Consider the following 22,100-nt stretch of genomic DNA (forward strand, 5'->3'; position numbering starts at 1 on the left):
GCGCGGAGCCCGGTCAGCCGAGGTACTCCTCGGCGCGGAAGACGTTCGCGCCGAGCACGACCGGAACGCCGGGCTGACTGGTGATGGTGACGGTGAGTTCGCCGCTGTCGGCGAAGTGGAACTGGGTGCGGGTGCCGCTGTCGGAGGCGGACGTGTAGAACGGCCACAGGCCGCCGCCGGAGTTCGTCCTGATCTCGGTGATGTCGTCGACCGTGAACTTGGCCAGCGAGTGGAACGTGAGGTTGATCGTGTCGACCACGATCAGGCTGGTGAGGAACCGGGCCAGGCTGCCGTTCTGCGGGTCGAACGTGTTGGTCCAGTTCTTCAGCGCGCCCCGCACCCACGGCGGGGTGACGTCCCGCTGGCTGAACGCGATCTGGGTGCCGGCCGAGCTGAACCAGGAGCCGGGCACCGGCGAGAAGACCGTGATGTGGCCGAACGAGCCGCGCATCTCCATCTCGCTCTCGGAGAACACGGTGCTGATCCGCGAACTCGTGGTGGTCCCCCGGTGCAGGCCGAAGAACACGTTGGACCGGCCGCGCGCCCAGGTGTTGCTGATGTTCGTGTTGACCGTCGACTGCTTGTAGTTGAACGCCCGGGACGGTGCCGCGGCGAGCTCGGCCTTGAGCTGGTCGATGCCCTCGTCCCAGTCGGGCTGCCGGTCCGGCACGGGCGGGTCGGCGGCGGGGTCGCCCACGTACGGCACCAGCCGCAGCGCGCCGGAGGCGATCGGGTCCAGCAGCATGTTGGACAGCGCGGTCGCGCCGATGTTGGCGTACCGCGGGTGCCGCAGGAACGCCCAGTTCCGGAACAGCGCGGGCAGCTGGCTCAGCGCGGGCGGCGCCGGCCGGTTGAGCAGGAAGTCGAAGAACTCGTCGCGCACGTTCTGCGGAATCTTGCTCTCGAACTGGCTCTCCGCGTCCGACTGCAACGACGACCACAGCGCCTTGTAGTTGTCGAAGTACTGCGCGCCGGTGGAAAGCGCCGGATCGCTGAATATCGCTTCCGGCGGAATCAGGTTGAAGTACTGGTTCCACAGATCATTCGTGGTGAGGACCGGAGACGCCGGCTGAAGCAGCGCGAAGTGCTGCCGCGACAGCCCGACACTGTCCACGAGCGCGTTGTAGAACCCGGCGTTGACGTCTTGGAATGGCATGGAAATCCTCCCCTACTCCTGCCATTTCACGGGCGTGGCAGGCCTATGACCTGCCCTTCGACGGGCGGACTGAGCCGCCGCACCGTCCGGGACGCGTGCGTTCACGGGCGCTGCCGATGGTCATTCATATATGTTTTACGAATGCGGCTCATCGCGGTGGCAGATCTTAATTCCGCCGCGCCGTTTACATCCCAGTAACACAACGTAGAAACGGCCAAACATCAAGTCAACGCCCGTCACGGGCCCTTGCGTCATCTGCATGATGCCCGGTACGGCGTATCAACTCGACGCCCCTTTCCACGGCGCGCCGGACGAATCCGCCAAATGCCCGACATTCCCCGGTATCCCGATCTCGATGCACGATCGTGGCGCGCCGGCGGGCGACCGCGGCGGCGATTGATATCCGGTCGACACGGTGGCCCGCCCTTCGTACCCTCGTGGTCGTCGGGTTGTGATCTTTGGTCTTCGAGGGGAGGACGCCGTGCGCCATCGGACCGCGGCCGTCGTCCCCGTCTCCCGCTTCGAGCCGATCCTCGTGTCCTCGGTGCCCAGCCCCGGCTGCGCCACCGGGGCTGGACGTGCCTGACCGCCTGCGATCACCGCAGCGCGGCCGGCCGGGCGCCGTCCCCTGATCGGATCATCCTCGAAGGACAGGACCATGCGTGTCCGTAATCTCGGCATCCTCGCCCACGTCGACGCGGGCAAGACCACCCTCACCGAACGCGTGCTGTTCACCACCGGCGCCACCTACAAGCAGGGCGAGGTGCACGACGGTACGACCGTGACCGACAGCGACCCGCAGGAACGCAGCCGTGGCATCACCATCTTCGCGGCCGCGGTCAGCGCGGACTGGAACGGCCACCGCCTGAACCTGATCGACACGCCCGGCCACGTCGACTTCTCCGACGAGGTCGAGCGGTCGCTGCGGGTGCTGGACGGTGCGGTCGTGGTGTTCGACGGCGTGGCCGGCGTGGAGCCGCAGACCGAGTCGGTCTGGCGCGCCGCGGACCGGTACGGCGTGCCCCGCATCGTGTTCGTCAACAAGCTGGACCGCCCCGGCGCGTCACTGGACCACGTCGTGGCGTCCATCGTGGACCGGCTCGGCGCCGCGCCGCTGGTGGTGCAGGTGCCGATCGGCCGCGAGGACGGCTTCGCCGGCGTCGTCGACCTGGTCGGCATGCGGCGCCTGACCTGGCCGGACGGCGTGCTGCGGAGCGAGCCCGCGGACGACGCGGAGGCGTGGGCCGCGCGCGGTGCGCTGGAGGAGGCGGTGGCGGAACGGCACGCCGCCGCCCTGGAGGAACTGGGCGACATGTCGGAGACGACGCTGCGCGCGGCGATCCGCGACCTCACCGTGGCGGGCGACGCGGTGCCGGTGCTGTGCGGCTCCGCGTACCGGGACAAGGGCGTCGAACCGCTGCTGGACGCGGTGGTCGACTACCTGCCCGCGCCCGGCGGCGATCCGGGCGCGCCGCCGGCCGCGCTGGTCTTCAAGGTGCACACCGCGCGGGCCGGCCGGGTCACCTACGCACGGATCTACGACGGCACGATCAGGAAGGGGGACGTGTTGTGGGACGCGACCGCGCGGCGCACCGAGCGCGTCGCCCGGGTACTGCGGCTGCACGCGGACCGGCACACCGACCTGGACGTCGCCGTCGCCGGCGACATCGTCGGCCTGGCCGGCGTGAAGGCGGCCCGGGCCGGCGCCACGCTGTCCGGCCGCGACCATCCGGTGCTGCTGGAGGCGCCGCGCACCGCGGAACCGCTGGTCTCCGTGGCCGTCGAGGCGGCGAACCGCGCGGACGCGCAACGGCTGCCGATCGCGCTCGCCGCGCTGGTCGACGAGGACCCCTCGCTGACGCTGCGCACCGACCCGCAGACCGGGCAGACGCTGCTGTCCGGGCTCGGCGAACTGCACCTGGAGGTGGCCGTGGAAGGGCTGCGCCGCACCAGCGGCCTGTCCGTGCGGACCGGCCGGCCGCGGGTCGCCCACCGCGAGACCGTGGTGCGCGGCGTGACGGACTTCGTCTTCCGGCACGTCAAGCAGGACGGCGGTGCGGGTCAGTTCGCGCACGTGGTGCTGACCGTGGCACCGGCGGCGGACGGCTTCTCGTTCGGCTCCACGGTGACCGGCGGGCGGGTGCCGGCCGAGTACGTACGCGCGGTCGAGGCCGGCTGCCGGGACGCGCTCGTGCTCGGCGAGCACCCGGTGACCGGCCTGGCCGTGACGCTGACCGACGGCGCCACGCACGTCAAGGACTCGTCCGAGACGGCATTCCGCACCGCCGGCCGGCTCGGGCTGCGCGCCGCGCTCGCCGCCTGCGAGCTGGCCCTGCTGGAACCGGTCGCCGAGGTGACGGTGACCGCGCCCGGCGACGCCATCGGCGGCGTGCTCGGCGACCTCGCGGCCCGGCGCGGCCAGGTCACCGGCACCACCGAGCGCACGGTGACGGCCGTGGTGCCGCTCGCGGCGCTGTTCGGCTACGCGACCGCGCTGCGCAGCCGCACCAGCGGCCGGGCGACCTTCACCAGCCGCCCGGCCGGCTACCGGCCCGCGTGACGCGCACCTGACGGGGGCGGATCCGATCGGGTCCGCCCCCCTTAGGATCGGCACGTGGGACGGATAGCGGTGATCGGCGCCGGCGTGATCGGGCTGTCGGTCGCGTACGAGCTGGCCGGTGCCGGCCACGACGTGACCGTGCTGGCGGACCGGGACCACACCGGCGCGGTCTCCTCGGTCGCGGCCGCGATCTGGTTCCCGCACGCGGTGGACGCGGCGCCGCGCGTGCTGGAGTCGGCCCGGCTGACGCGTGACCGGCTGGCGTCGCTGGCCGCCGACGCGCGCACCGGCGTCCGGCTGCGCACCGGCACCGTGCTCACCCGCCGCCCGGACCCGGACCTGTCCTGGACCGCGGCCGTGCCCGGCCACCGCCCCGCCACCGCGGCCGAGCTGCCGCCCGGCGCCGCGGGGGTCACCTGCGAGCTGCCGGTCGCGGTGACGAACGTCTACCTCGCCTGGCTGCGCGCCTCGGTGCTGGGCCGGGGCGTGGAGATCCGGGCCGTCGCGCTCGGCACGCCGGACGAGGCGGGCGAGGGCTTCGACGCGGTGGTGGTCGCGGCCGGCATCCGGTCCGGCGCGCTGCTCGGCGGCGACGACCAGGTGTTCCCGATCCGCGGCCAGATCGTCCGGCTGGCCAACCCGGGCCTGACCCGCTGGCTGCTCGACGACGACAACCCGGACGGGCTCACCTACGTGGTGCCGCGCGACGACGACGTGGTCTGCGGCGGCACCGGCGACGCCGGCTCCTGGGACGAGACCGCGGACCCGGACGTCGAGCGGGCCATCCTGCGCCGCGTGACCGCGCTGGTGCCGGAGCTGGCCGGGGCGCCGATCGTGTCGCGCGCCGTCGGCCTCCGCCCGGCCCGCACCTCCGTGCGGCTGGAGCGCGTGGACGGGTACGCCGTGCCGGTCATCGCCGCCTACGGCCACGGCGGCTCCGGGTTCACGCTCTCCTGGGGCGAGGCGGCCCGGGTCCGCGAGCTCATCGACGCTCTCTAGCGGCCGACGCCAGGAACTCGTTGTACCGCGCGTGCGCCCCGTCGCCGTGCCGGTCCGCCCGGCGCTGTTCCCGCTCGTCGGACCGGATCCACTGCCGTACCAGCACGATCATCACCAGCGCGGCCGGGATCTCGCCGAACGCCCAGGCGATCGCCGCGCCCAGCCGCTGATCGTCCAGTGGCGGCGCGGCCCACGGCGGGTGCACCGCCAGGTACCACTCCGGCGCGATCAGGGTGGTGCTCTGCGACAGCGTCAGCCCGAAGAACGCGTGCACCACCATGGACGCGAAGTGCACCAGCACCAGGATCGGCGGCGCCACCCGCGGCCGGCCCAGGTCCACCCCGATCAGCACCCAGAACAGCAGGTACCCGGCGAGCACGAAGTGCGCCAGCATCGCCAGGTGGCCCAGGTGGTAGCGCATCAGCAGGCCGAGCAGCCCGCCGAAGTAGAGCCCGTACAGGCTGACGCCGTAGACGGCGAGCGCGGACAGCGGGTGGGTGAGCGCGCGGGCGACCCGGCTGTGCAGCACGATCAGCAGCCACTCGCGGACCGCGCCGGGCGAGGTGCGCAGCGCCAGCGTGACCGGCGCGCCCAGGACCAGCAGGATCGGCACCGCCATGGACAGCAGCATGTGCTGGACCATGTGCACGCTGAACAGCACGTACGCGTACCGGCCGAGGCCCAGGCCGGTCACCGCCGCCAGCAGCAGCATCCCGGCGACCCAGGCGGCCGTGCGGGTGACCGGCCAGGGCGCGCGCAGCCGCCGCACCCCGGCCAGGTAGGCGCCGATCCCGACCGCCGCGACCGTGAGGAAGAACAGGTCCGGCAGCGGGTCGCCGAGCAGCCGGGCGGCGGTGAGCGGCTCCGGCATCGGGAAGCCGATCGTCTCCACGATCGGGTCGTCGCTGACCGTGTCGTCCGGGATCGGCGCCGGGCTGCGGGACAGCGCGGCGGCCAGCCCGAACGCGGCGCCGAACAGCACCACCTCGCCGGCCGCGAGCCGGATGAACGCGGGACGGCGCAGCATGGCGCGCCGGTGCGCCGCGCCGATCGCGCCCAGGCCGAGCAGCGCGACCAGCTTCGCCGCCAGCAGCGCGCCGTACGCGGTGCGCCAGTCGCCGCCGAGCCGTACCGCGCCGTTGATCACGCCGCTGACCGCGACGGCGACGAAGCAGATCAGCGCCAGGTGGCTGTACCGGGCGAGCGCCGCCGGCAACGCCCTGTTCCGCCGGACGGTGAGCAGCGCGATCAGCCCGCCCGCCCAGAGCGCCGCGCCGAGCACGTGCATGGCCAGGCTGGTCACCGCGAGCTGGTGGTTGCCGGCGCCGGCCGCGTGCCCGGTGAACGCGGGCGGCAGCACCGCCACCATCGCCACGCCCGCGGCCCACGCGGCCGTGTAGCGGGACAGCGCCACCTGGCACAGCACCGCCACGGCCGCGGCCAGCACCGCCTGGATCAGCAGCGCCTGCCCCTGCGAGATGGACCCGGCGAAGCTCAGCACGGCCGCGGGCGGCAGCCGGTGCAGGGGCGCGCCGAGCACGTCGGAGAGCGTGAACGCGATCAGCGCCAGCGCGGTCAGGCTCCACAGCGCGGCGGTCCAGCGCGCCCGCCGCACCATCCGGAACGCGGTCGCGGAGATCGCCCGCCCCTCCCCCGGCAGCACGAACGCGCCGGTCACCACCAGTCCCGCGGTCACCGTGGCGAGCGCGTCGGAGAGCAGCCGGAGCGCGGGCAGCCCCCACACCGTGGCCGCGCCCGGCTGCGCCAGCCCCACGATCTCGGTCGTGTCCGCGCCCCCGCCCTGCCACAGGGCCAGGCCGAGCGCGGACACGGCCACGCCCGCCGCGGTCGCCACCACGTATCCGTTCCAGGTCACCGCTGGTGGTCGCGCCGGGCGCGGCGGCGGTTCCCGGACGCCCTGTGACGACGGGCTCAGTCAGCGCGGTTCCAGCACCACCACGGCGGTCTCGGCCGGGCGCAGCGCCGCGTACGCGTCCAGGCTGGCGTCCACGGTGCGGTACAGCTCCCACAGGCGCTCACGCTCCGCGCCCTCGGCGGCCCGGGCGCGCACCGGACGGCGGCCGCCCGCGACGTCCACGGTGGCCTCGGGGCGGGCGCGCAGGTTCAGCCACCAGGCCGGCTCCGGCGCGCCCCAGCCGTTCATCGCCAGCGTGACCAGGTTCGGGCCGTCCTCCACGTAGGCCAGGATGACGCCACGCGCGCGGCCGGTGCGCCGCCCGTGGGTGGTCAGCCGCATCGCGCCCCACCGGCCGTTCCTCGGCCGCCACAGGCCGAGCCGACCGCCGCTGCACCGCACCACCGCGCGGTGCACCGACCAGAACGTCCGAATGACCAGGCGCGGCGGAACCCGCACCTCACGTGTCTCCACCATGCGCCCGACTATCCGGCAGCAACGCTGTGACCCCGCTGAGATCGGGCCGAAGAAGCGACAATCGATCTTCCCGCTTCCGGCGTGGCCGGGGTCCGCATGCTCCCGCGGGCACCGGTCGGCCGTGGCCGGCCTCCCTGCCGGTCCCGCGCGGGGAAAACCCGGCCGTGGTCGGGACGTGCCCGAGCACGCCGTCGCAGATGACCGCGACCGGCGTCCCCGCCGGTCGCGGCCTGATCATCGGCTCAGCTGGCCCACCACTTCTGGTTGGTCTCGCCCTTACACGTCCAGAGCTGGAGCGCGGCGCCGTTCGCGTCGTTCCAGTCCACCACGTCGACGCACTTGCCGACCTCCGTGTTGACCAGGTCGTGCGCGGTGTTCACCTTGAAGCGCTGGGCCCAGCCGCCGTTGCACGTCGCGAGCTGGATGCGGGTGCCGTCGTCGGAGGAGGCCCAGGCCAGGTCCATGCAGAGGCCCTTGTGCCGGATCGTGCCATTCTCGAAGGTGAACTTCTGCGAGGCGCCGCCGGTGCACGTCCACAGTTGGAGCGTCGCGCCGTCGACCGCGGACGGCGCGTCGATGCACTTGTCCGCGTACCCCTTGATCTGATATTGGGTCGGCCCGCCGCTGGTGGGCTGCTGCGCGGGCGGGTCGTTCGCCGCGGGCGGCGCGGGCTGCTGGCCCTGCTGCTGTGTGGTGGCCCGCTGCGTGGGCGTGGCGTTCGTGCCGGGCGGGGGCGCGGCGAGGTTCGGCGTCGGCGTCCGGGTCGCCTGCGGGGTGGGCTGGGCGCCGGCCGGCGGCGTGACCGGGCCCAGGCGCGCGTCCTTGGCGTAGTAGGCGGTGTAGTCGAGCACGCGCTGCGCGAAGTCCTTGACGGTGGGCGAGTCCGGCACGCCCTCGGCCTGGCGGATCGCGGTCGGTCCCCATTGGAACGCGGCCAGCGCCACCGGGTACGGGTCCTCGGCCAGACCGGACAGTTCCGCGGAGAGCGCGCACATGGTGCGGCCGAGCGTGGGGATGGCCACGGCCGCGTCCCACGGCGACGCGCCGGCCTGGCCGTAGCGGTTCCAGACCGCGGGCAGGAACTGGGCGATGCCCTGCGCGCCGTCCGTGCCGAGCTTGTTCGCGTTGAACGCGGACGCGGCCATCAGCTGCGCCGCGATCTTCGGGCCGGAGACCGCGGCGCACTCCTTGCCCGCGTTCTTCACCAGCTCCACGTACTGGTCCGGGACTGGGACCGGGGCCACGTCCGGGTTCTGCGCGGGCGGGTCGTCCGGTTCGTCCGCGTCCTCGGTGGCGAAGTCCGGCCGGGCCGCGTACCAGGCCGCGTAGGAGGCGACCTCGTTCACGTACGCGGCGGAGTCGTTCGGCACGGCCGAACGGGCCAGCACCGTGTCCAGCCCGGAGCGGTGCGCGCCGAGCGCCAGCTCCCACAGGCTGCCGCCGACGTCCCGGTGCCGGATCTGCCCGACCATGTCGCACATGTAGTGGGCGAGCGCGAACACGTTCGCCTCCGGGTCGAGCCGCTTCGCGCCGACCCACGGCTTCCACTGCTCCCACACCTCGTCGGTGAGGCCGGCCAGGCCGGACCCGCCCCGCTCGGTGCGCGCGGCCGCGTCGAACCCGGACTCCGCCATCAGCTGCCCGGCCAGCCGGGACGCGGTCAGCGACGGGCAGGAGAGCGCGGCCTGCGCGATCATGGGCACCTGCGCGGCCGGCACGGGCACGCCCTCACGCACCGGGCCGGCGGTCGCGGTGCCGGCGATCGAGCCGGTCACCGCGCCGGCGCCGATCAGCGCCAGCACGACCGCGATGCCGATGGCGCGGCGAGCCACCGGGCGGCGGGTCGCCTCGACGAGTGCCTGGACTCTCACGATCACTCCTAGAAGCACGCGGGGTCAGCCGCGGAGGACTATAGGGGCGACGGCCAGGACACCTGTCACTGGCACGCCATCTCTACGGATGGCGCCGCATCCGGTTCAATGTCCGCGGAAGATTTCACGGTCGCCCGGCATCGCGTTGAACTGCGCCCCGCGCCGGCCGTCGTCGTGACGTCGGGGCACGTACACATGGGATTTCGGAGGCGTCAGGTGGTCCGGTTGTCGCGGGTGCGAAGTGCCGTAGCAGCGCTCGTCGTGGCGGGTGCGGTCGTGCTGCCGGCCGGGCCCGGGCACGCGGCCGCGCCGGACGAGTCGCGGTACCTGAAGTACTACGAGGTACGCGAGCCGGAGAGCCTGTCGGAGATCGCCGGCCGGCTGCTCAACGACCCGGCCCGCGCGGACGACATCTACCACCTGAACGCGGACCGGGTGCAGCCGAACGGCGGGCGGATCATCAGCACCGGCCAGGAGCTGCCCGCGGGCTGGACGCTGGTGCTGCCCTGGGACGCGGTCGGCGACCAGGTCCGCTACGGCGTGGTGCCCGGCACCGCGCCGTCGTCGGCCGCGCCGTCCCCGTCGCCGTCGGCGCCGCCGTCCGGCCCGCCGGCCGGATGCAGCACGATCGCGGCCACGGGCGGCGGCTCCACCTGGGCGTACGACACGCTGGCGATCGACGAGGCGTGGGCGCGCGGCACCGGCGAGGGCGTGCTGGTCGGTGTGATCGACTCGGGCGTGGACGCCGGCCTCGCCGCGCTGGCCGGGCGCGTGGCCCAGGGCGCGGACGTGACCACCGGCACCGGCGGCGGCGACCTGGACTGCCTCGGCTCCGGCACCGGCATGGCCTCGATCATCGCGGCGCGCGGCGGCGACGGCGACGGCGCGATCGACGGCGTGGCACCGGGCGCCACCATCCTCCCGGTACGCATCGTCGCCACCGCGGACGAGGCCGACCCGGCGGTCGCGGCGACCGGCATCCAGGTGGCGGTCTCGGCCGGCGCCACCGTGATCGCGCTCGGCTCCTACGTGGACGTCACGGACGAGGCGGTGGCCGCGGCCGTCACCGACGCGATCGACCACGACGTGGTGATCGTCTGCCCCGCGCCGGTCGACGGCACCGCCACCGACGCCGGCCCGCAGCGCCCCGGCCTGCTCCGCGTCGGCGGCTCCGGCCCGGACGGCCAGCCCGCCGCGCCGTACCTGCCCGGCGGCGTGGACGTGATCGCACCCGGCATCGACGTGGCCACCTACGGCCCCGGCGGCGTCGGCCCGCGCGCCGGCAGCGGCACGCAGTACGCGGTCGCGTTCGCCGCCGGCACCGCCGCACTGGTCCGGGCCGCGCTCCCGGACCTGACCGCCGCACAGGTCACCCGCCGCATCGGCAGCACCGCCAACCCCGGCGCCCAGGCCCCCCGCGACGACGCCACCGGCCTCGGCATGATCAACCCGCGCGCCGCGGTCATGGTCACCCTCCCCGACGAGGCCCTCCCCCTGCACGCCGGCTCCGGCCGCGACCTGGGCCCGTACCGCACCGCCGTCCTCGCCGTGATCCTCTCCGTCGTGGTCGCCGCCGTCTGGTTGATCATCTGGCGGGTGCGCCGCTTCATGGCCACCTGATCCCCGCCCGTTGCTGTGCGCCACATGGTACTGTGTGGCGCATGGTGAGCGATGCCTTCGACAAGCTGGAGCAGGAGCTCCGGCGCGGCGTCGTCGTGCTCGCGGTGCTCTCCCAGCTTCGCGACCTCCGGTACGGATACGAGCTGCGCCAGTCGCTCGCCGGCCAGGGGCTGACCATCGAGGAGGGCACGCTCTACCCACTGCTGCGCCGGCTGGAGGGTCAGGGCCTGCTGACCAGCGAGTGGCGCACCACGGAGGGCAAGCCACGGCGGTACTACGCCCTCAGCACCGACGGCCGCACGCTCTACCAGCGGCTCACCGGCACCTGGCGCGGGCTGAACGAGGCGATGGAGCACCTTCTCGAGGAGGACACGCCGACATGACCGACGACGAACTCATCTCCCGATACGTGGCCGACGTGATCGCGCTACTCCCCCGCCGGCAGCGCGCCGATGTGGCCCGCGAGCTGCGCGACCTGCTTCGTGAGGAGCTCACCGGTCCCGACGACACCCGCACGCTGCTCACCCGGTTCGGCCATCCCGCCGAGGTCGCCGCGCGCTACACCGCGCCCGTGGCGCTGATCGACCCCGCCGACACCCGCCGCTTCCTGCTGCTGGCCGGCGGCGGCGCGCTCCTCGTCCACCTCGGCGGCGCGCTCCTCTCCCCGCACGACCTCGCCGCCGCGGCCGAGGTCACCTGGCCCGTCGTCCTCGGCTGGCTCGGCGTGCTCGTCGCCGCGTTCGCCGGCACCGCCTGGTGGCGCCGGCGCCACACCGGCCCGCCGGCGTGGAAGCCGCGCCCGCCCCTCTCCGATCGTGTCAACCGCGTCGGCCGCACCGCCGCCGTCGCGGTCTTCGCGCTCGGCACGCTGATCCTGGTCGACCCGGCCGCCGTGATGCACGCGCTGGGCGCCGCCCCCGCCCCGTTCGCGTACCACCCCGATTTCCTGCTGGTCCGCGGCCCCGTGCTGCTCACGCTGCTGATCCTCGGCCTGGCCCTGCAGACCACGCTCGCCTGGACCGGGCGCTGGACCCGGCCCCTCCACCTCGCCGACCTCATCCACAGCCTGCTCGTCTGCGCCGCGATGGCCTGGGCGATCAGCGCCGGCCCGGTCTTCAGCGCCGCCCCCACCGACCGCACCACCAAGGCCGCCGCCGCCCTCATCATCCTCATCACCCTCGCCGACCTCGCCTTCCGCGCCCGCCGCCTGAGCGTCGCCCACGCCCTCGCCTCGTGACCGGTGGACCGGGCTCAGGTCCGTGGGCGGGATGCCGATCGTCGCGGTGGAGTGAAGGAGCCCGCCGTGGTCAAGCGTGTGATCGGCCTGATGGTGATCGTGCCGCTGGTGGTGCTCGCCCTGCTCTGGGTGCACCACAACGGGGAGCGGGTCGGCGACGACTTCGCCGACACGATCTGTGAGCTGCGCGCCTGCTGAACGCACGCGGCCGAGCCGCGACCCCGGGCGGGATCGCGGCTCGCGCCGGTGCGGTCAGCTGTGCAGGTCGGCCAGGACGGACTCGGGGGCCGGCTTGCCGAGCATCCGGCAGATGGTCACGGTGTCCGCGGCCATGACGACCCGGACGTACCGGTTGGCGCCCTCGTTCGGCTCCAGTTCGGCGGGCTCGCCGGTGGAGTCGGTGACCGCGGTACGGCGGCCGTCGGCCGTGGTGACCGCGGTGCTGTGGTGGCCCAGCGTGTCGCCGCCGTGGCCCCAGACCGTGCCGCAGGGCGAGTCGATCCGGAGCAGGCCGAGGCCGTAGCCGCCGTCGATCGGGAACTCGGCCGGCAGCTCGACCGTGGTCTTCATCTCGGCGAGTTGGGCGCGGGACAGCAGCTTGCCGCTGAGCACCGCGGACATGAACCGGGACAGGTCGTCCGGCGTGGAGATGATCGCCCCGGCCGCGCCGGCCCAGCCGCCGAGCGGGCGGTCGGAGACGTCCACGTACTCGGGCGTGCCGCCGGCGTACGAGATGGCGTAGCCGTGTGCGTACCCCCGTCCGGTGTTCGTCGCGTACGGGTCGGCGTAGTAGGTGTTCCGCAGGCCGAGCGGCCCGGTGATCCGCTGCCGCACCAGGTCCGGCATGCGCGTGCCGGTCAGCTCCTCGAGGATCATGCCGAGCAGCGTGTAGTTCGTGTTCGAGTACGACCAGCCCTGGCCGGGCGCGAAGTTCGGCTCGTGCGCGAACGCGATGGCGAGCAGTTCCTCCTCCGTGAAGACGTGCTGCGGGTCCTGCTCCATCCGGGAGAAGAACTCCGGGTCGGAGGTGTAGGAGAACAGCCCGCTGGTGTGGTTGAGCAGCATCCGTACCGTGATGTTCTCGCCGTTCGCCACGATGCCGGGCAGGTAGCGCTCGACCGGCGCGTCCAGCTCGACCTGGCCGCGGTCGACGAGCTGGAGCACCAGGACGGCCACGAAGGTCTTGGTGTTGCTGCCGATCTCGAACTGGTCCCGCGCGGTGATCGGCCGGCCGGTCGCGCGGTCGGCGACGCCCGCGGTGGTGACGGCGACCCGGCGGCCGTCGTCGACGCGGGCGACGTAGCCCGGCACGCCGACGCTCAGCACGCTGCGGGCCACGTCCCGCATGACCCGGTCGTGGCCGGCGTCACCGGCCAGCGCGGCCGTTCCGGACCCGGCCAGCGCGGCCGTCGCGGTCAGCACGATCGCGGCGCCCCGCAGGGAGCGCGCGGTCCGGTTCGTGATGTTCGTGTTCGTCGTCATACGTCGATCCTGCCCGGCTTCTGCCGGTTCGGTCACTGCCGTGTACTACCCGATCGCGGGTAGGGCCAGCACTACCTCGCCACGCGCAGCGCGCCCACCGCGGCGGCCAGCATGATCGCCGCGAGCACCAGCACGGCCGGGCCCGGCCCGGCCGCGGCGAGCAGCAGTCCGGCCAGGAGCGACCCGACCGGCATGACGCCCCAGGACAGCGTCATCGACGCGCTGGTCACGCGGCCGAGCAGCTCGTTCGGGGTGAGCAGCGCGCAGTAGCCGACGATCACCACGTTCCACACCGGGCCGGCGAACGCGCACCCGGCCGCGATCGCACCGAGCTGCCACGGCCCGTCGGCGAGCAGGAACAGCGGCAGCAGCGCGGCCCAGAACCAGACCACCCCGATGATCACGGTACGGTCCGGGAGGAGCCGGTGCAGCGTGCCCGCCGCGACCGCGCCCGCCAGCCCGCCGCCGGCGTAGACGCCGAGCATGACGCCGATCTCGCCCGCGGTGGCGCCGCCGTCCCGGGCGAGGACCACGAGCACCAGCCCGAGCGCCTGGAAGACCAGGTTGCTGACCGCGGTGAGCAGGATCGCGGCCCGGATCAGCGGCTGCCGCCGAATCCAGCGCAGGCCGGTGCGGGTGGCGCGCCACAGCGGCTCCGGCGGCGCGGTCGGCTCCGGCCGCAGGTTCCCGCGCAGGAACAGCAGCGCGATCGAGGCGGCCGCGTACGACAGTGCGTCCACCGCGAACGGCAGCGCCCGGTCGAGCCCGAACAGCAGGCCGCCGAGCGGGCCGCCGGCCAGCGCGGCGCCGCGCTCGCGTACCTCGTTCTGCGCGATCGCCCGATGCACCTGGCCCGCCGGCACGATCATCGGCAGCGCCGCGGACTCGGCCAGGCCGAAGAAGACGAAGCACAGCCCCTGCGCGAACGCGGCCACCGCGAGATGCGCGACCGTGAGCGCGTCCAGCCACAGCGCGATCGGCACGGTGGCCAGCACCAGCCCGGCCGTGACCTCGCTGAGCAGCAGAATCCGGCGGCGGTCCCAGCGGTCCACCAGCGGCCCGGCCGGCAGGTGCCCGATCAGGTACGGCAGCGTGGCCGCGGCCCCGACCAGGCCGGCGTCCGCGGGCGATCCGGTCATCGCCAGCACGAGCAGCGGCATCGCGGTGGCGCTCATCCGCGCGCCGAGCGTGGAGACGACCTGCCCGCTCCAGAGCAGGACGAAGTCGCGGTTGCGCCAGAGCGGGGTCACGGCGTCGGGAACGCGTGGAACAGCACGGTCACGTGCCGCCGCCCGGGCCCGGGCTCGCGGTGCCAGCGGGTGAGGAAATCCAGGTACTCCGCGCCGAACCGGGCCAGTTCCTCCGCGGTCAGCGCGGTCTCGCCGAACGAGTGCTGGGCCGCGTCGGCGAACTCGCCGTGCGCCTCCCGGTCCGCGAGGTAGGCGTGCAGGTCGGCCTCGGACCGTGCCAGCCACTGCCGGCCGATCTCCGCCGCGACCGCCGCGGCCTCCGGGTCGGCCGCGCGCCGGGGCAGCCGCACGTCCTCGCGTACGGCCCGCCAGTACCGCCGCCGCCCGGCCGATGGCGCGGTGTCGTCCTCGACGAACCCGAACCGCTCGAGCTGCCGCAGGTGGTAGCTGGCCGCGCCGCGGTCGACGCCCAGCTCGGCGGCCAGGTCGGCGGAGGTGGCGGGCCCGTCCCGCCGCAGCCGCGCCAGCATCCGCTGCCGCAACGGGTGGGCGAGCGCCTTGAGCGCGTCGACGTCGGAGAGGATTCTGGGCTCGGCCATGGTTGAGAAGATATCTTTGCAAAGATTTCTTCTCAACCCTCGGTCACGTGAACAGCGGCAGGAGCGGCAGCGCGTTCACCGCGCCGTGCACCGCCACCAGCGGCCAGAACCGGCGGTAGCGCGACCACAGGTAGCCGGTGAACAGGCCGAAGAAGCCCTGGAACGCCACGATCCCGGCCACCGCCACCCACGGGTGATCGCCGCCGAGGTGGCTCGGCAGGTGCATGGCCGCGAACAGCAGCGACGTCGCCACGATCGCCGGCCACCGGCCCGCCAGCGCCTCGATCCGGGTCTGCAGCGTGACGCGGTAGAAGAACTCCTCCAGCACGCTCGCGGTCAGGAACGTCACCGTCATCGCGGTCGCGAGATAGACCCGGTCCAGGTCCTCGTAGGGCGTCAGGTCGGCCGGCACCCGGAACGCCAGGACGCCCCAGCCGACGATCGCCGGAAGGACCCAGAACCATCGCACGGGTACGGCCGGCGGCAGCCCGGCCCGGATCAGCCGGGTCACCAGCAGCGCGCCGCCGAGGAACAGCGCGACCTTGATCAGCGGATAGGCGAGCGACTGCGCACCGGCGATGGCGACCAGCGCCGGGAACGCGACCGCGATCCCCACCAGCCACCGGACCTGCCGCGCGATCGCCGCCCGGTCCGGCGGCTGCGCCTCCACCGTGGACGGCCGGGACGGCGGCAGCAGCCGGACCAGCGCCATCCCGGCCAGCGCCGGCACTACCGCCGTCCACAGTGGCCGCCCGCCCGCGCCCTCGTCCGACGAGGTCACGATCTCGGTGTGGCCGGTCAGGAGCAGCAGCAGGGGCGCCAGGACGAACAGGGCGCCACCCGCCGCGGTGAGGACGACACGGGGAGTCATGGTCGTGATTGTGCGGCGCCGGCGCCACCCCCGGTCACGGCTCCTCGGGCATCACCTGCAACTTGGTGCGCTGCACCAGGTCGGCCAGCGACATGACCTTGTCCATGTCCCACGGCTGCGGCCGCCCGCCCGGCACCGGTTCGTCGCCGCCCTCCACGAACAGGTCCTCCGGCCCGCCCGGCGTGAACAGGAACAGCGTGCGGACGTCGGTCGTGCCGACGTTGCGGAAGCGGTGCCGGCGCCCGCGCGGGATGAAGACGAACGAACCCGGCTCGCCGATGAACGTCCGGTCGCCGTCCAGGAACTCCAACTCGCCGTCGAGCAGGAAGAACGCCTCGTCCTCGTCGGTGTGCGCGTGCGCGATCGGCCCGCCGCCGGGCGGCACGACCGCGTCGATCAGCGCCAGCGATCCGTTCGTGTCGTGCCGCGTCGCCTTGATCGTGTAGATGTCACCGGACACCCACTTGGTCAGCCCCTCGGACGGCGGCACGTAGAGCAGGCCACCGCGGGCGCCGCGCGGAGTGTCGAGATCGGGCACGGAGAAGCTCATGGGATGACGTCCCTCGCAATCGCATTGATCACTACTTGAGGCTGTATGTTTGCACAAACAAACACTGCGGTCCAGCGTGTCGTGCGGTCGTCCGTACCGCGATTGATAGCGTGCCCAGCGTGAACGAGCAGCCGCTGAACGCCGACGAGGAGGCCGCCTGGCGCGCCATCGCCCGGGTCGCCACGTTCCTGCCGCGGATCATCGACGCCGAGTTGCTGCGCCTCACCAACCTGACGCTCAGCGAATACCTGGTGCTGATGCTGCTGTCCGAGGCCCCCGGCCGCTCACTGCGGATGTCCGAACTGGCCGACGGCATCCTGATCAGCTTCAGCGGCCTCACCCGCCTGGTCGAGCGCCTCGAACGCGAGAACATGGTGGAACGCATCCGCGCGGAGACCGACGGCCGTGGTCAGCGCGCCGTCCTCACCGACACCGGGTTGGCCCGCCTCGAGGCCGCCTGGCCCGGCCACCTCGCCAGCGTCCGCCGCGTCGTCATCGATCACCTGGCCGGGCTCGACCTCCCGGCGCTCGCCGCCGCCCTCAACGCCATCGTCGACGAGAACGCCTCCCGAGGCCCCCGCGGCACCACCGCCCGCCAGCGCCGCCGTCGCTGATCCAAAGGGTGTGATCCACCCGGTGTCATTCGGGTGTCGATGGTGGGCGCGCATCATGCGGGCGGTGAGCATCCAGATCAAGCGGGACGGGCGCGTGCTGACCGTGCTCGTCGACGCGCCGCCGCACAACTACCTCGACCGGCCGCTCGTGGAGGCGCTGCACGGCGTGCTGCGCCAGGTGGAGCGCGATCCCGGCATCGGTGCGGTGGTCGTGGGGAGCGCGGTGCCGGGCCGGTACCTGACGCACTGGGACATCGCGGACCTGCTGCACGGCGCGGAGACGTCGCCGCGGCTGCCGATGCCGGTGGCACGCGCGGTGCTGGGGGCGGTTCGCGGACTGACCGGCCTCGGCGCGGGCCGGCTGCTGGCGCGGTCGCCGCTGGCGGGGGTGTACGCGATGGCGCGGTTCCAGGAACTGGCGCTGCGGCTGCTGCGCTCCCCCGCGATCTGGATCGCCGCGATCGACGGGCCGTGCGGCGGCGGTGGCCTGGAGCTCAGCGTGTTCTTCGACGTGCGGGTCGCGTCGGCGCGCTCGTCGTTCCTGGTGCCGGAGCTGACCATCGGGCTGACCACCACGCTCGGCTCGCAGCGGCTGACCCACCTGCTCGGGCCGGCCCGCGCGCTGCGGCTGCTGCTGGACGCGGAGCCGTGCACGGCCGCGGAGGCGCTGGACGCCGGCCTGATCGACCGGGTCCGCCCGGCCGACCCGATGGCGGAGGCCCAGCGACTCGCCCACCGGTACGCACGGCGCCCGCGCGCCCACGTCGGCCGGCAGAAACAGCTGATCAACCGGGCCTACGAGCGGACCGCGCTGCAGACGCTGAACGGCGAGGGCGTGTCGCAACTGGTCGGCGTGCCGACGCCGGGCACCCGGGCCGCGATGCGCCGCTGGCTGGAGCTGCGCCGCCCGGACGGGGAGAGCACGTTCCTCACCGACATGCGCCCATGGGCGGACGGGACGGCGCTGGACCTGAACTCACCGCCGCCGGAACGCTGAACCGCACGCGCGCGGTGAGCGTGCCCGGCTCCTCCCGGGACCACTCCGCGCCCAGCCGGGTGAAGACCCGCTTGCCGCGCGCGTTGTCCGCCTCGACCAGCGCCTCGATGCCGCACGCGCCGGCCGCCCGCGCCTCCCACACCAGGTAGGCCGCCGCGCGCGTGCCGAGCCCGCGCCCCTGCCAGGCGTCCTCGATCAGCAGCCCGGCCTCCCACAGCGCGGCCGGATCGGTGCCGATCACGTTGACCAGCCCGACCGTGCGCCGCTCCACGGTGACCAGCGCGCTGAACCCGAACGGCGGATCACACAGCGCCGTCCACTCGCCGCGCCTGATCCGATCCCGCTGCCCGTGATAGCGGGCCCGCCGCGTCTCGGCCGAGCAGCGCGCGTGCATGTCGTTCACCGCGTCGAGATCGGACGCCACGGCCCGCCGGATCACCGCGAGGTCGCGAACATCGTTCATGCCCCACACGGTGGCCGCCCGGACTGCTCACCCACCAGCCCGCCGCTGTTCAGTCCGCTGCCACCCGGACCCGGCAGAGGGCCGTGCCCCGGGTCAGACGGTGTTGAGCAGGTCGAGGGCGCTCTGCTGGCAACTGTGGTTGGTGTCGACGTACGGGCCGGACCAGTGGGATCCGTACGCGTCGAAGGAGTTGCGGTTGGCGGCGTGCATGGTGTCGGCGTTGCGGCGCAGCCACGGGGTGTAGGCGCCGCCGGTGGCGCGGTCGAGGGTGCCGAGGCCGCGGGCGAAGGCACCCTTCCAGGCGGGCTGGTCGCCGGTGCAGGAGTCCTGTTCGCCGGGCTCGCGGAGGATGCCGTTCTGGGTGAGGCGGCCGGAGACGGTGACCGCGTCGGCGAGGCGGCGGGCGGTGCCGAGCGCGTCGGCGCTGCCGGTGAGCCGATTGAGTTCGGTCAGCGCGTGGATGAGCACGCCCTGGTTGTACGTGAGCGGGCCGCTCACCCCGCGGCAGGTCTGGAGGCTGATCCCGTCGATGACCAGGTTGTCGCCGTTGATCATGCCGGTGTTGCGGAACCAGGCCCAGCCGGCCTCGGCCCGGGCGCGGTACGCGGCGTCGCCGGTGCGCTGCGCGAGCACGGCGTTGAGCTGGATGTAGAGGCTGTTGGCGATCGCGTTCTTGTACTGCTTGTCGCTGCGCCACCAGACGCCGCCGCCGCACACGCCGTCCCAGTAGGCGTGCATGTGGTCGGCGTCGGCGCGCGCGGTGTTCAGGTACCGTACGTCGCCGGTCAGATCGTAGGCGGCCACCCAGGCCAGGCCCCACCAGCCGGTGTCGTCGATGTACTCGTTGCGGAACTGGCCCCACGCGCCGTTGATCTGCCGGTCGTAGGTGTTCGCGATCGCGTAGCGGTAGCTGCCCATGCCGGAGACGCGGGCGTTCTCGATCAGCGCGGACATGGCGTTCGCGCTGGTCCACCACGCGTTGCCGTCGAACAGGCCGGTGCTCTGGTCGTACCGCATCATCAGCGCGGTGGCGGCGGCGCGCTTGCGGTCACCGGCGTTCCACGTGCTGCGCACCCACGGCGTGCAGGCCACCTCGGGCCGGTCGCCGGCCTTGCCGCACGCGCGCAGCACGCCGACGCCGCGCGCGTTCCAGTCGTCGACGTTGAACATGCCGGTACGCCAGGCGCGTGAGCCGGCCGGGACCGCGGTCCGGCCGGCCGGCGTCCAGGTGCGGCCGCCGTCGAACGACCGGTCCAGCCACGTCTCGTCGCCGGCCGCGCCGTTCTCGATGGTCGCCCAGATCATCGTGTCCGGGTCACTGACGTGCGCGCGCAGCGTGCGGCCGTGGACGGCGGCGCTGACCGGCGCGCGGTCGCCGCCGGCCTGGGCCGGGTCGCGGCCGTCGCAGTGCAGGTTGCAGATCACCGCCGCGGTCTCGAGCTCGGCGGCCGAGCCGGCCGAGGTCTGTGCCACGAACCCGCCCGCGGCCGTCACCGCGAGCACCACCGCTCCCACGATCTTCCGCTTCATCGTCCGCCTCCCACGCGACCGAGCGACCGGATCAGGCGGACATCATCCCTCGCGTTCCACGCGATGAGGCAGTGATTAGGGTTGATTTAGGCTAAACCCTCGCGGGTCGGGTCGAGCGCGGCACCCGCCCGGTACTCGCTGGTCAGCGCGGCCTCACCGAGGTGGGCCAGCGCCGCCTCGCGGACGCGGGCCAGCTCCAGCGCGTCGTCCGGGTCCGGGACCTGCCCGAGCCCGGCGAACGCGCGATCGGCCAGGCCGAGCATGCGCGCGGCGCGGGCGTGGTCGCCCTCGGCCGAGGCCAGCGCCGCCGCGGCCACCACCACGTACGGTACGAACGCGTCGTACCCGCGGGCGAAGACCGTCTCCCGGCTGCGGGCGAACAGCTCGCGCGCCCGGTCCAGGTTGCCGAGCCGCAGCTCCGTGAAGCCGAGGTTGTGCGTCTCGGCGTTGACGTGCTCGGGCCGGCCCAGTTCCTCGTTGAGCGCGATGTTCGCCTCGTAGAGCGTGCGCGCCCCGAGCAGGTCGCCGGAGAGCCTGGTCACCGCGGCCAGCACGTGCCGGGGGCGTTCCTCCAGCCGGCGCTCACCGGCGCGGACCGCGACCGCCAGTGCCTCGCCGGCCAGCCGCCTGGACTCGTCCAGGTCGCCGCCGCGCGCCGCGACCCGGGCCAGCGCGTACAGCGCCTCCACCTGGCCGGCCGGGTCGCCTTCCGCGCGGGCGCGCGCGACCTCGGCCTCGGCCAGCCGGACGACCTCGGCGGTGTCCCCGCGCCGGAACGTGGACCGGATCAGCTCCGCGAAACTCTCGGTGTTCATGATCCGCACACCGTACCGGAACCGGGCCGGTGACATGATGGCGCGATGTTCCAGGCGGGGGTGCGGTCGCGGCAGGTCGGTACGTTCATGCTGGCGGAGGACGAGGTCGCGTTCGGCGAGCGGCTGGCGCCGGCGATCGCGGAGCTGGGCCGGTGGGAGACGCACGACCGGCACGCCCGCACCGTCACGCTGCACGACTCGCTGCCGGACGCGATGCGCCGCAGCCGGGGGCAGGCGTTCCTGCGCCCGCGCGGCGAGGACGGCGACCCGGTCGGCCCGCTGATCCAGTACCTGCGCAGCACCACGCTCGCGGACGAGCCGGGCACGATGCGGCCCGGCCGGCTGGCGCTGCGGTGGTTCCCGGACGACCACGCCGACGGCGTGCGCCGGGACTTCGCGCACCTGGCGGACGCGGCCTGGCAGGCGTTGCGGGAGGTCACGTCCGCGCACGTGGAGACGGACGCGGGCGAGCCGGCGCGGCGCTACCGGATCGGCGCGGCGGCGACGGCGTGGGCGCTGGCGCACCCGGACCGGCGCCTGCACGACGGCGGCCGGGCGCTGCGGGTGCGCGCTACTCACCCGGTGCGGTGACCGCCCACAGCTCCGGGTGCCGGGTCAGGTGGACCAGGCGCTCGATCAGCCGGCGCTGCGCCGGGGTGCCGGCCGAGCCGCCCCACAGCGGTGCCGCGCTCAGGCCGTCGGCCGCGGCCACCACCAGGGCCAGCAGGTCCTCCGGCAAGCCGTCGGCGGCCAGCTCGGCGTCGATCCGCTCGACCTCGGCGCGGGCCAGCGCGGCCACCGCCGGCACGGTCATCAGCTGCGTGATCAGGCCGATCGACTCGCGGGCGGAGACCTCGTCGTCGGCCAGCACCGAACGCAGGTAGGCGCGCGCCAGCCGGCCCGGCGCCCGGTCCGCCGGATCGATCGCCGCGTCCAGACTGGCCTGGAAGACCGCGAGCTGATCCCGGGCCAGCTCCAGGATCAGGTGGTCCTTGCTGGCGAAGTGGTAGATCAGCCCGCCCTTGGAGACGCCGGCGAACCGGGCGATCTCGTCCAGCGACGCGTGGATGCCGCGCGCGCGGACGGCCGCGCCCGCCGCCGCCAGCAGCGCGCGCCGGGTGTCCTCCGGTGATCGCCCCGCGGTCCGTCCCACG

The 22,100-nt window shown here is 73.9% G+C and carries 22 protein-coding genes; 9 read left to right on the forward strand and 13 right to left on the reverse strand.

The features are described from left to right. Positions 1–13: 13 nt before the first annotated feature. A complete protein-coding gene (locus J2S41_RS16285) occupies positions 14–1,156 on the reverse strand; it encodes a hypothetical protein (protein WP_310368621.1) in 1,143 nt (380 codons plus the stop codon). 658 nt (positions 1,157–1,814) lie between these two features. Between J2S41_RS16285 and J2S41_RS16290 the strand changes: the two genes are divergently transcribed. After that, positions 1,815–3,716, forward strand: coding sequence for an elongation factor G (locus J2S41_RS16290; RefSeq protein WP_310368622.1), 1,902 nt, complete (start codon positions 1,815–1,817; stop codon positions 3,714–3,716). A 54-nt stretch (positions 3,717–3,770) separates the two neighbouring features. After that, a complete protein-coding gene (locus J2S41_RS16295) occupies positions 3,771–4,715 on the forward strand; it encodes an FAD-dependent oxidoreductase (RefSeq protein WP_310368623.1) in 945 nt (314 codons plus the stop codon). On the opposite strand, the gene J2S41_RS16300 is transcribed toward J2S41_RS16295, so the two are convergent. The 3 genes from J2S41_RS16300 to J2S41_RS16310 form a co-directional block, all read right to left on the reverse strand. Further along, the gene (locus J2S41_RS16300) at positions 4,699–6,591 is read right to left on the reverse strand and encodes a bifunctional copper resistance protein CopD/cytochrome c oxidase assembly protein (RefSeq protein WP_310368624.1); all 1,893 of its coding nucleotides are present in this window, start codon (positions 6,589–6,591) and stop codon (positions 4,699–4,701) included. The genes J2S41_RS16295 and J2S41_RS16300 overlap by 17 nt on opposite strands. 60 nt (positions 6,592–6,651) lie before the next feature. After that, entirely contained in the window at positions 6,652–7,107 is a 456-nt protein-coding gene (locus J2S41_RS16305; protein WP_310368625.1) for a nitroreductase/quinone reductase family protein, read from the reverse strand. Between the two features lie 242 nt (positions 7,108–7,349). Beyond that, the gene (locus J2S41_RS16310; RefSeq protein ID WP_310368628.1) at positions 7,350–8,978 is read right to left on the reverse strand and encodes a ricin-type beta-trefoil lectin domain protein; all 1,629 of its coding nucleotides are present in this window, start codon (positions 8,976–8,978) and stop codon (positions 7,350–7,352) included. Between the two features lie 261 nt (positions 8,979–9,239). Here J2S41_RS16310 and J2S41_RS16315 point away from each other — a divergent pair, with 261 nt between their 5' ends. The 4 genes from J2S41_RS16315 (at position 9,240) to J2S41_RS16330 (ending at position 12,033) form a co-directional block, all read left to right on the forward strand. Next, positions 9,240–10,598, forward strand: a complete 1,359-nt coding sequence (locus J2S41_RS16315; protein WP_310368630.1) for a S8 family serine peptidase — start codon at positions 9,240–9,242, stop codon at positions 10,596–10,598. Between the two features lie 41 nt (positions 10,599–10,639). Then, entirely contained in the window at positions 10,640–10,981 is a 342-nt protein-coding gene (locus J2S41_RS16320) for a PadR family transcriptional regulator (RefSeq protein ID WP_310368632.1), read from the forward strand. Next, positions 10,978–11,835, forward strand: coding sequence for a hypothetical protein (locus J2S41_RS16325; RefSeq protein ID WP_310368634.1), 858 nt, complete (start codon positions 10,978–10,980; stop codon positions 11,833–11,835). The genes J2S41_RS16320 and J2S41_RS16325 overlap by 4 nt, the downstream gene beginning before the upstream one ends. A 66-nt stretch (positions 11,836–11,901) precedes the next feature. Then, positions 11,902–12,033, forward strand: a complete 132-nt coding sequence (locus tag J2S41_RS16330) for a hypothetical protein (RefSeq protein ID WP_310368635.1) — start codon at positions 11,902–11,904, stop codon at positions 12,031–12,033. Between the two features lie 54 nt (positions 12,034–12,087). On the opposite strand, the gene J2S41_RS16335 is transcribed toward J2S41_RS16330, so the two are convergent. The 5 genes from J2S41_RS16335 to J2S41_RS16355 all read right to left on the reverse strand — a co-directional run bounded on the left by J2S41_RS16335 (position 12,088) and on the right by J2S41_RS16355 (position 16,527). After that, positions 12,088–13,317 (reverse strand): serine hydrolase domain-containing protein, encoded by a 1,230-nt coding sequence (locus J2S41_RS16335; protein ID WP_310368637.1) that lies wholly within the window; start codon positions 13,315–13,317, stop codon positions 12,088–12,090. Between the two features lie 71 nt (positions 13,318–13,388). After that, positions 13,389–14,567 carry an MFS transporter gene (locus J2S41_RS16340; RefSeq protein WP_310368639.1) on the reverse strand — a complete coding sequence of 393 codons (1,179 nt, stop codon included), beginning with the start codon at positions 14,565–14,567 and terminating at the stop codon, positions 13,389–13,391. After that, a complete protein-coding gene (locus J2S41_RS16345; protein WP_310368641.1) occupies positions 14,564–15,106 on the reverse strand; it encodes an ArsR/SmtB family transcription factor in 543 nt (180 codons plus the stop codon). The genes J2S41_RS16340 and J2S41_RS16345 overlap by 4 nt, the downstream gene beginning before the upstream one ends. Before the next feature lie 43 nt (positions 15,107–15,149). After that, on the reverse strand, positions 15,150–15,977 hold the full coding sequence (locus J2S41_RS16350) for a CPBP family intramembrane glutamic endopeptidase (protein ID WP_310368643.1): 828 nt from the start codon (positions 15,975–15,977) through the stop codon (positions 15,150–15,152). 34 nt (positions 15,978–16,011) lie between these two features. Beyond that, on the reverse strand, positions 16,012–16,527 hold the full coding sequence (locus tag J2S41_RS16355; RefSeq protein ID WP_310368645.1) for a cupin domain-containing protein: 516 nt from the start codon (positions 16,525–16,527) through the stop codon (positions 16,012–16,014). A 119-nt stretch (positions 16,528–16,646) separates the two neighbouring features. On the opposite strand from J2S41_RS16355, the gene J2S41_RS16360 reads away from it, so the two are divergent. Then, entirely contained in the window at positions 16,647–17,141 is a 495-nt protein-coding gene (locus J2S41_RS16360) for a MarR family winged helix-turn-helix transcriptional regulator (RefSeq protein ID WP_310368646.1), read from the forward strand. 64 nt (positions 17,142–17,205) lie between these two features. Next, positions 17,206–18,138 carry an enoyl-CoA hydratase/isomerase family protein gene (locus J2S41_RS16365; RefSeq protein WP_310368648.1) on the forward strand — a complete coding sequence of 311 codons (933 nt, stop codon included), beginning with the start codon at positions 17,206–17,208 and terminating at the stop codon, positions 18,136–18,138. On the opposite strand, the gene J2S41_RS16370 is transcribed toward J2S41_RS16365, so the two are convergent. From J2S41_RS16370 to J2S41_RS16380, 3 genes are all read right to left on the reverse strand, one after another. Continuing rightward, entirely contained in the window at positions 18,071–18,601 is a 531-nt protein-coding gene (locus J2S41_RS16370; protein ID WP_310368651.1) for a GNAT family N-acetyltransferase, read from the reverse strand. The genes J2S41_RS16365 and J2S41_RS16370 overlap by 68 nt on opposite strands. A 93-nt stretch (positions 18,602–18,694) precedes the next feature. Next, on the reverse strand, positions 18,695–20,131 hold the full coding sequence (locus tag J2S41_RS16375; RefSeq protein WP_310368653.1) for a glycoside hydrolase family 76 protein: 1,437 nt from the start codon (positions 20,129–20,131) through the stop codon (positions 18,695–18,697). An 86-nt stretch (positions 20,132–20,217) separates the two neighbouring features. Next, on the reverse strand, positions 20,218–20,946 hold the full coding sequence (locus J2S41_RS16380; protein WP_310368655.1) for a tetratricopeptide repeat protein: 729 nt from the start codon (positions 20,944–20,946) through the stop codon (positions 20,218–20,220). Positions 20,947–20,991: 45 nt separating this feature from the next. Here J2S41_RS16380 and J2S41_RS16385 point away from each other — a divergent pair, with 45 nt between their 5' ends. Next, positions 20,992–21,537, forward strand: a complete 546-nt coding sequence (locus J2S41_RS16385) for a hypothetical protein (RefSeq protein WP_310368656.1) — start codon at positions 20,992–20,994, stop codon at positions 21,535–21,537. On the opposite strand, the gene J2S41_RS16390 is transcribed toward J2S41_RS16385, so the two are convergent. Further along, positions 21,518–22,099: a TetR/AcrR family transcriptional regulator gene (locus J2S41_RS16390; RefSeq protein ID WP_310368658.1), complete on the reverse strand. Its 582-nt coding sequence runs from the start codon at positions 22,097–22,099 to the stop codon at positions 21,518–21,520. The genes J2S41_RS16385 and J2S41_RS16390 overlap by 20 nt on opposite strands. Between the last annotated feature and the right edge of the window lies 1 nt (position 22,100).

This window comes from Catenuloplanes atrovinosus (assembly GCF_031458235.1).
Taxonomy (GTDB): domain Bacteria; phylum Actinomycetota; class Actinomycetes; order Mycobacteriales; family Micromonosporaceae; genus Catenuloplanes; species Catenuloplanes atrovinosus.

What these genes read in the sequence shown, in the direction of transcription:
- J2S41_RS16285 (WP_310368621.1), bottom strand. Translation starts at nt 1,156, where the DNA reads ATGCCATTCCAAGACGTCAACGCCGGGTTCTACAACGCGCTCGTGGAC.
- J2S41_RS16290 (WP_310368622.1), top strand. Translation starts at nt 1,815, where the DNA reads ATGCGTGTCCGTAATCTCGGCATCCTCGCCCACGTCGACGCGGGCAAG.
- J2S41_RS16305 (WP_310368625.1), bottom strand. Translation starts at nt 7,107, where the DNA reads ATGGTGGAGACACGTGAGGTGCGGGTTCCGCCGCGCCTGGTCATTCGG.
- J2S41_RS16320 (WP_310368632.1), top strand. Translation starts at nt 10,640, where the DNA reads ATGGTGAGCGATGCCTTCGACAAGCTGGAGCAGGAGCTCCGGCGCGGC.
- J2S41_RS16325 (WP_310368634.1), top strand. Translation starts at nt 10,978, where the DNA reads ATGACCGACGACGAACTCATCTCCCGATACGTGGCCGACGTGATCGCG.
- J2S41_RS16335 (WP_310368637.1), bottom strand. Translation starts at nt 13,317, where the DNA reads ATGACGACGAACACGAACATCACGAACCGGACCGCGCGCTCCCTGCGG.
- J2S41_RS16345 (WP_310368641.1), bottom strand. Translation starts at nt 15,106, where the DNA reads ATGGCCGAGCCCAGAATCCTCTCCGACGTCGACGCGCTCAAGGCGCTC.
- J2S41_RS16350 (WP_310368643.1), bottom strand. Translation starts at nt 15,977, where the DNA reads ATGACTCCCCGTGTCGTCCTCACCGCGGCGGGTGGCGCCCTGTTCGTC.
- J2S41_RS16355 (WP_310368645.1), bottom strand. Translation starts at nt 16,527, where the DNA reads ATGAGCTTCTCCGTGCCCGATCTCGACACTCCGCGCGGCGCCCGCGGT.
- J2S41_RS16370 (WP_310368651.1), bottom strand. Translation starts at nt 18,601, where the DNA reads ATGAACGATGTTCGCGACCTCGCGGTGATCCGGCGGGCCGTGGCGTCC.
- J2S41_RS16375 (WP_310368653.1), bottom strand. Translation starts at nt 20,131, where the DNA reads ATGAAGCGGAAGATCGTGGGAGCGGTGGTGCTCGCGGTGACGGCCGCG.
- J2S41_RS16380 (WP_310368655.1), bottom strand. Translation starts at nt 20,946, where the DNA reads ATGAACACCGAGAGTTTCGCGGAGCTGATCCGGTCCACGTTCCGGCGC.
- J2S41_RS16385 (WP_310368656.1), top strand. Translation starts at nt 20,992, where the DNA reads ATGTTCCAGGCGGGGGTGCGGTCGCGGCAGGTCGGTACGTTCATGCTG.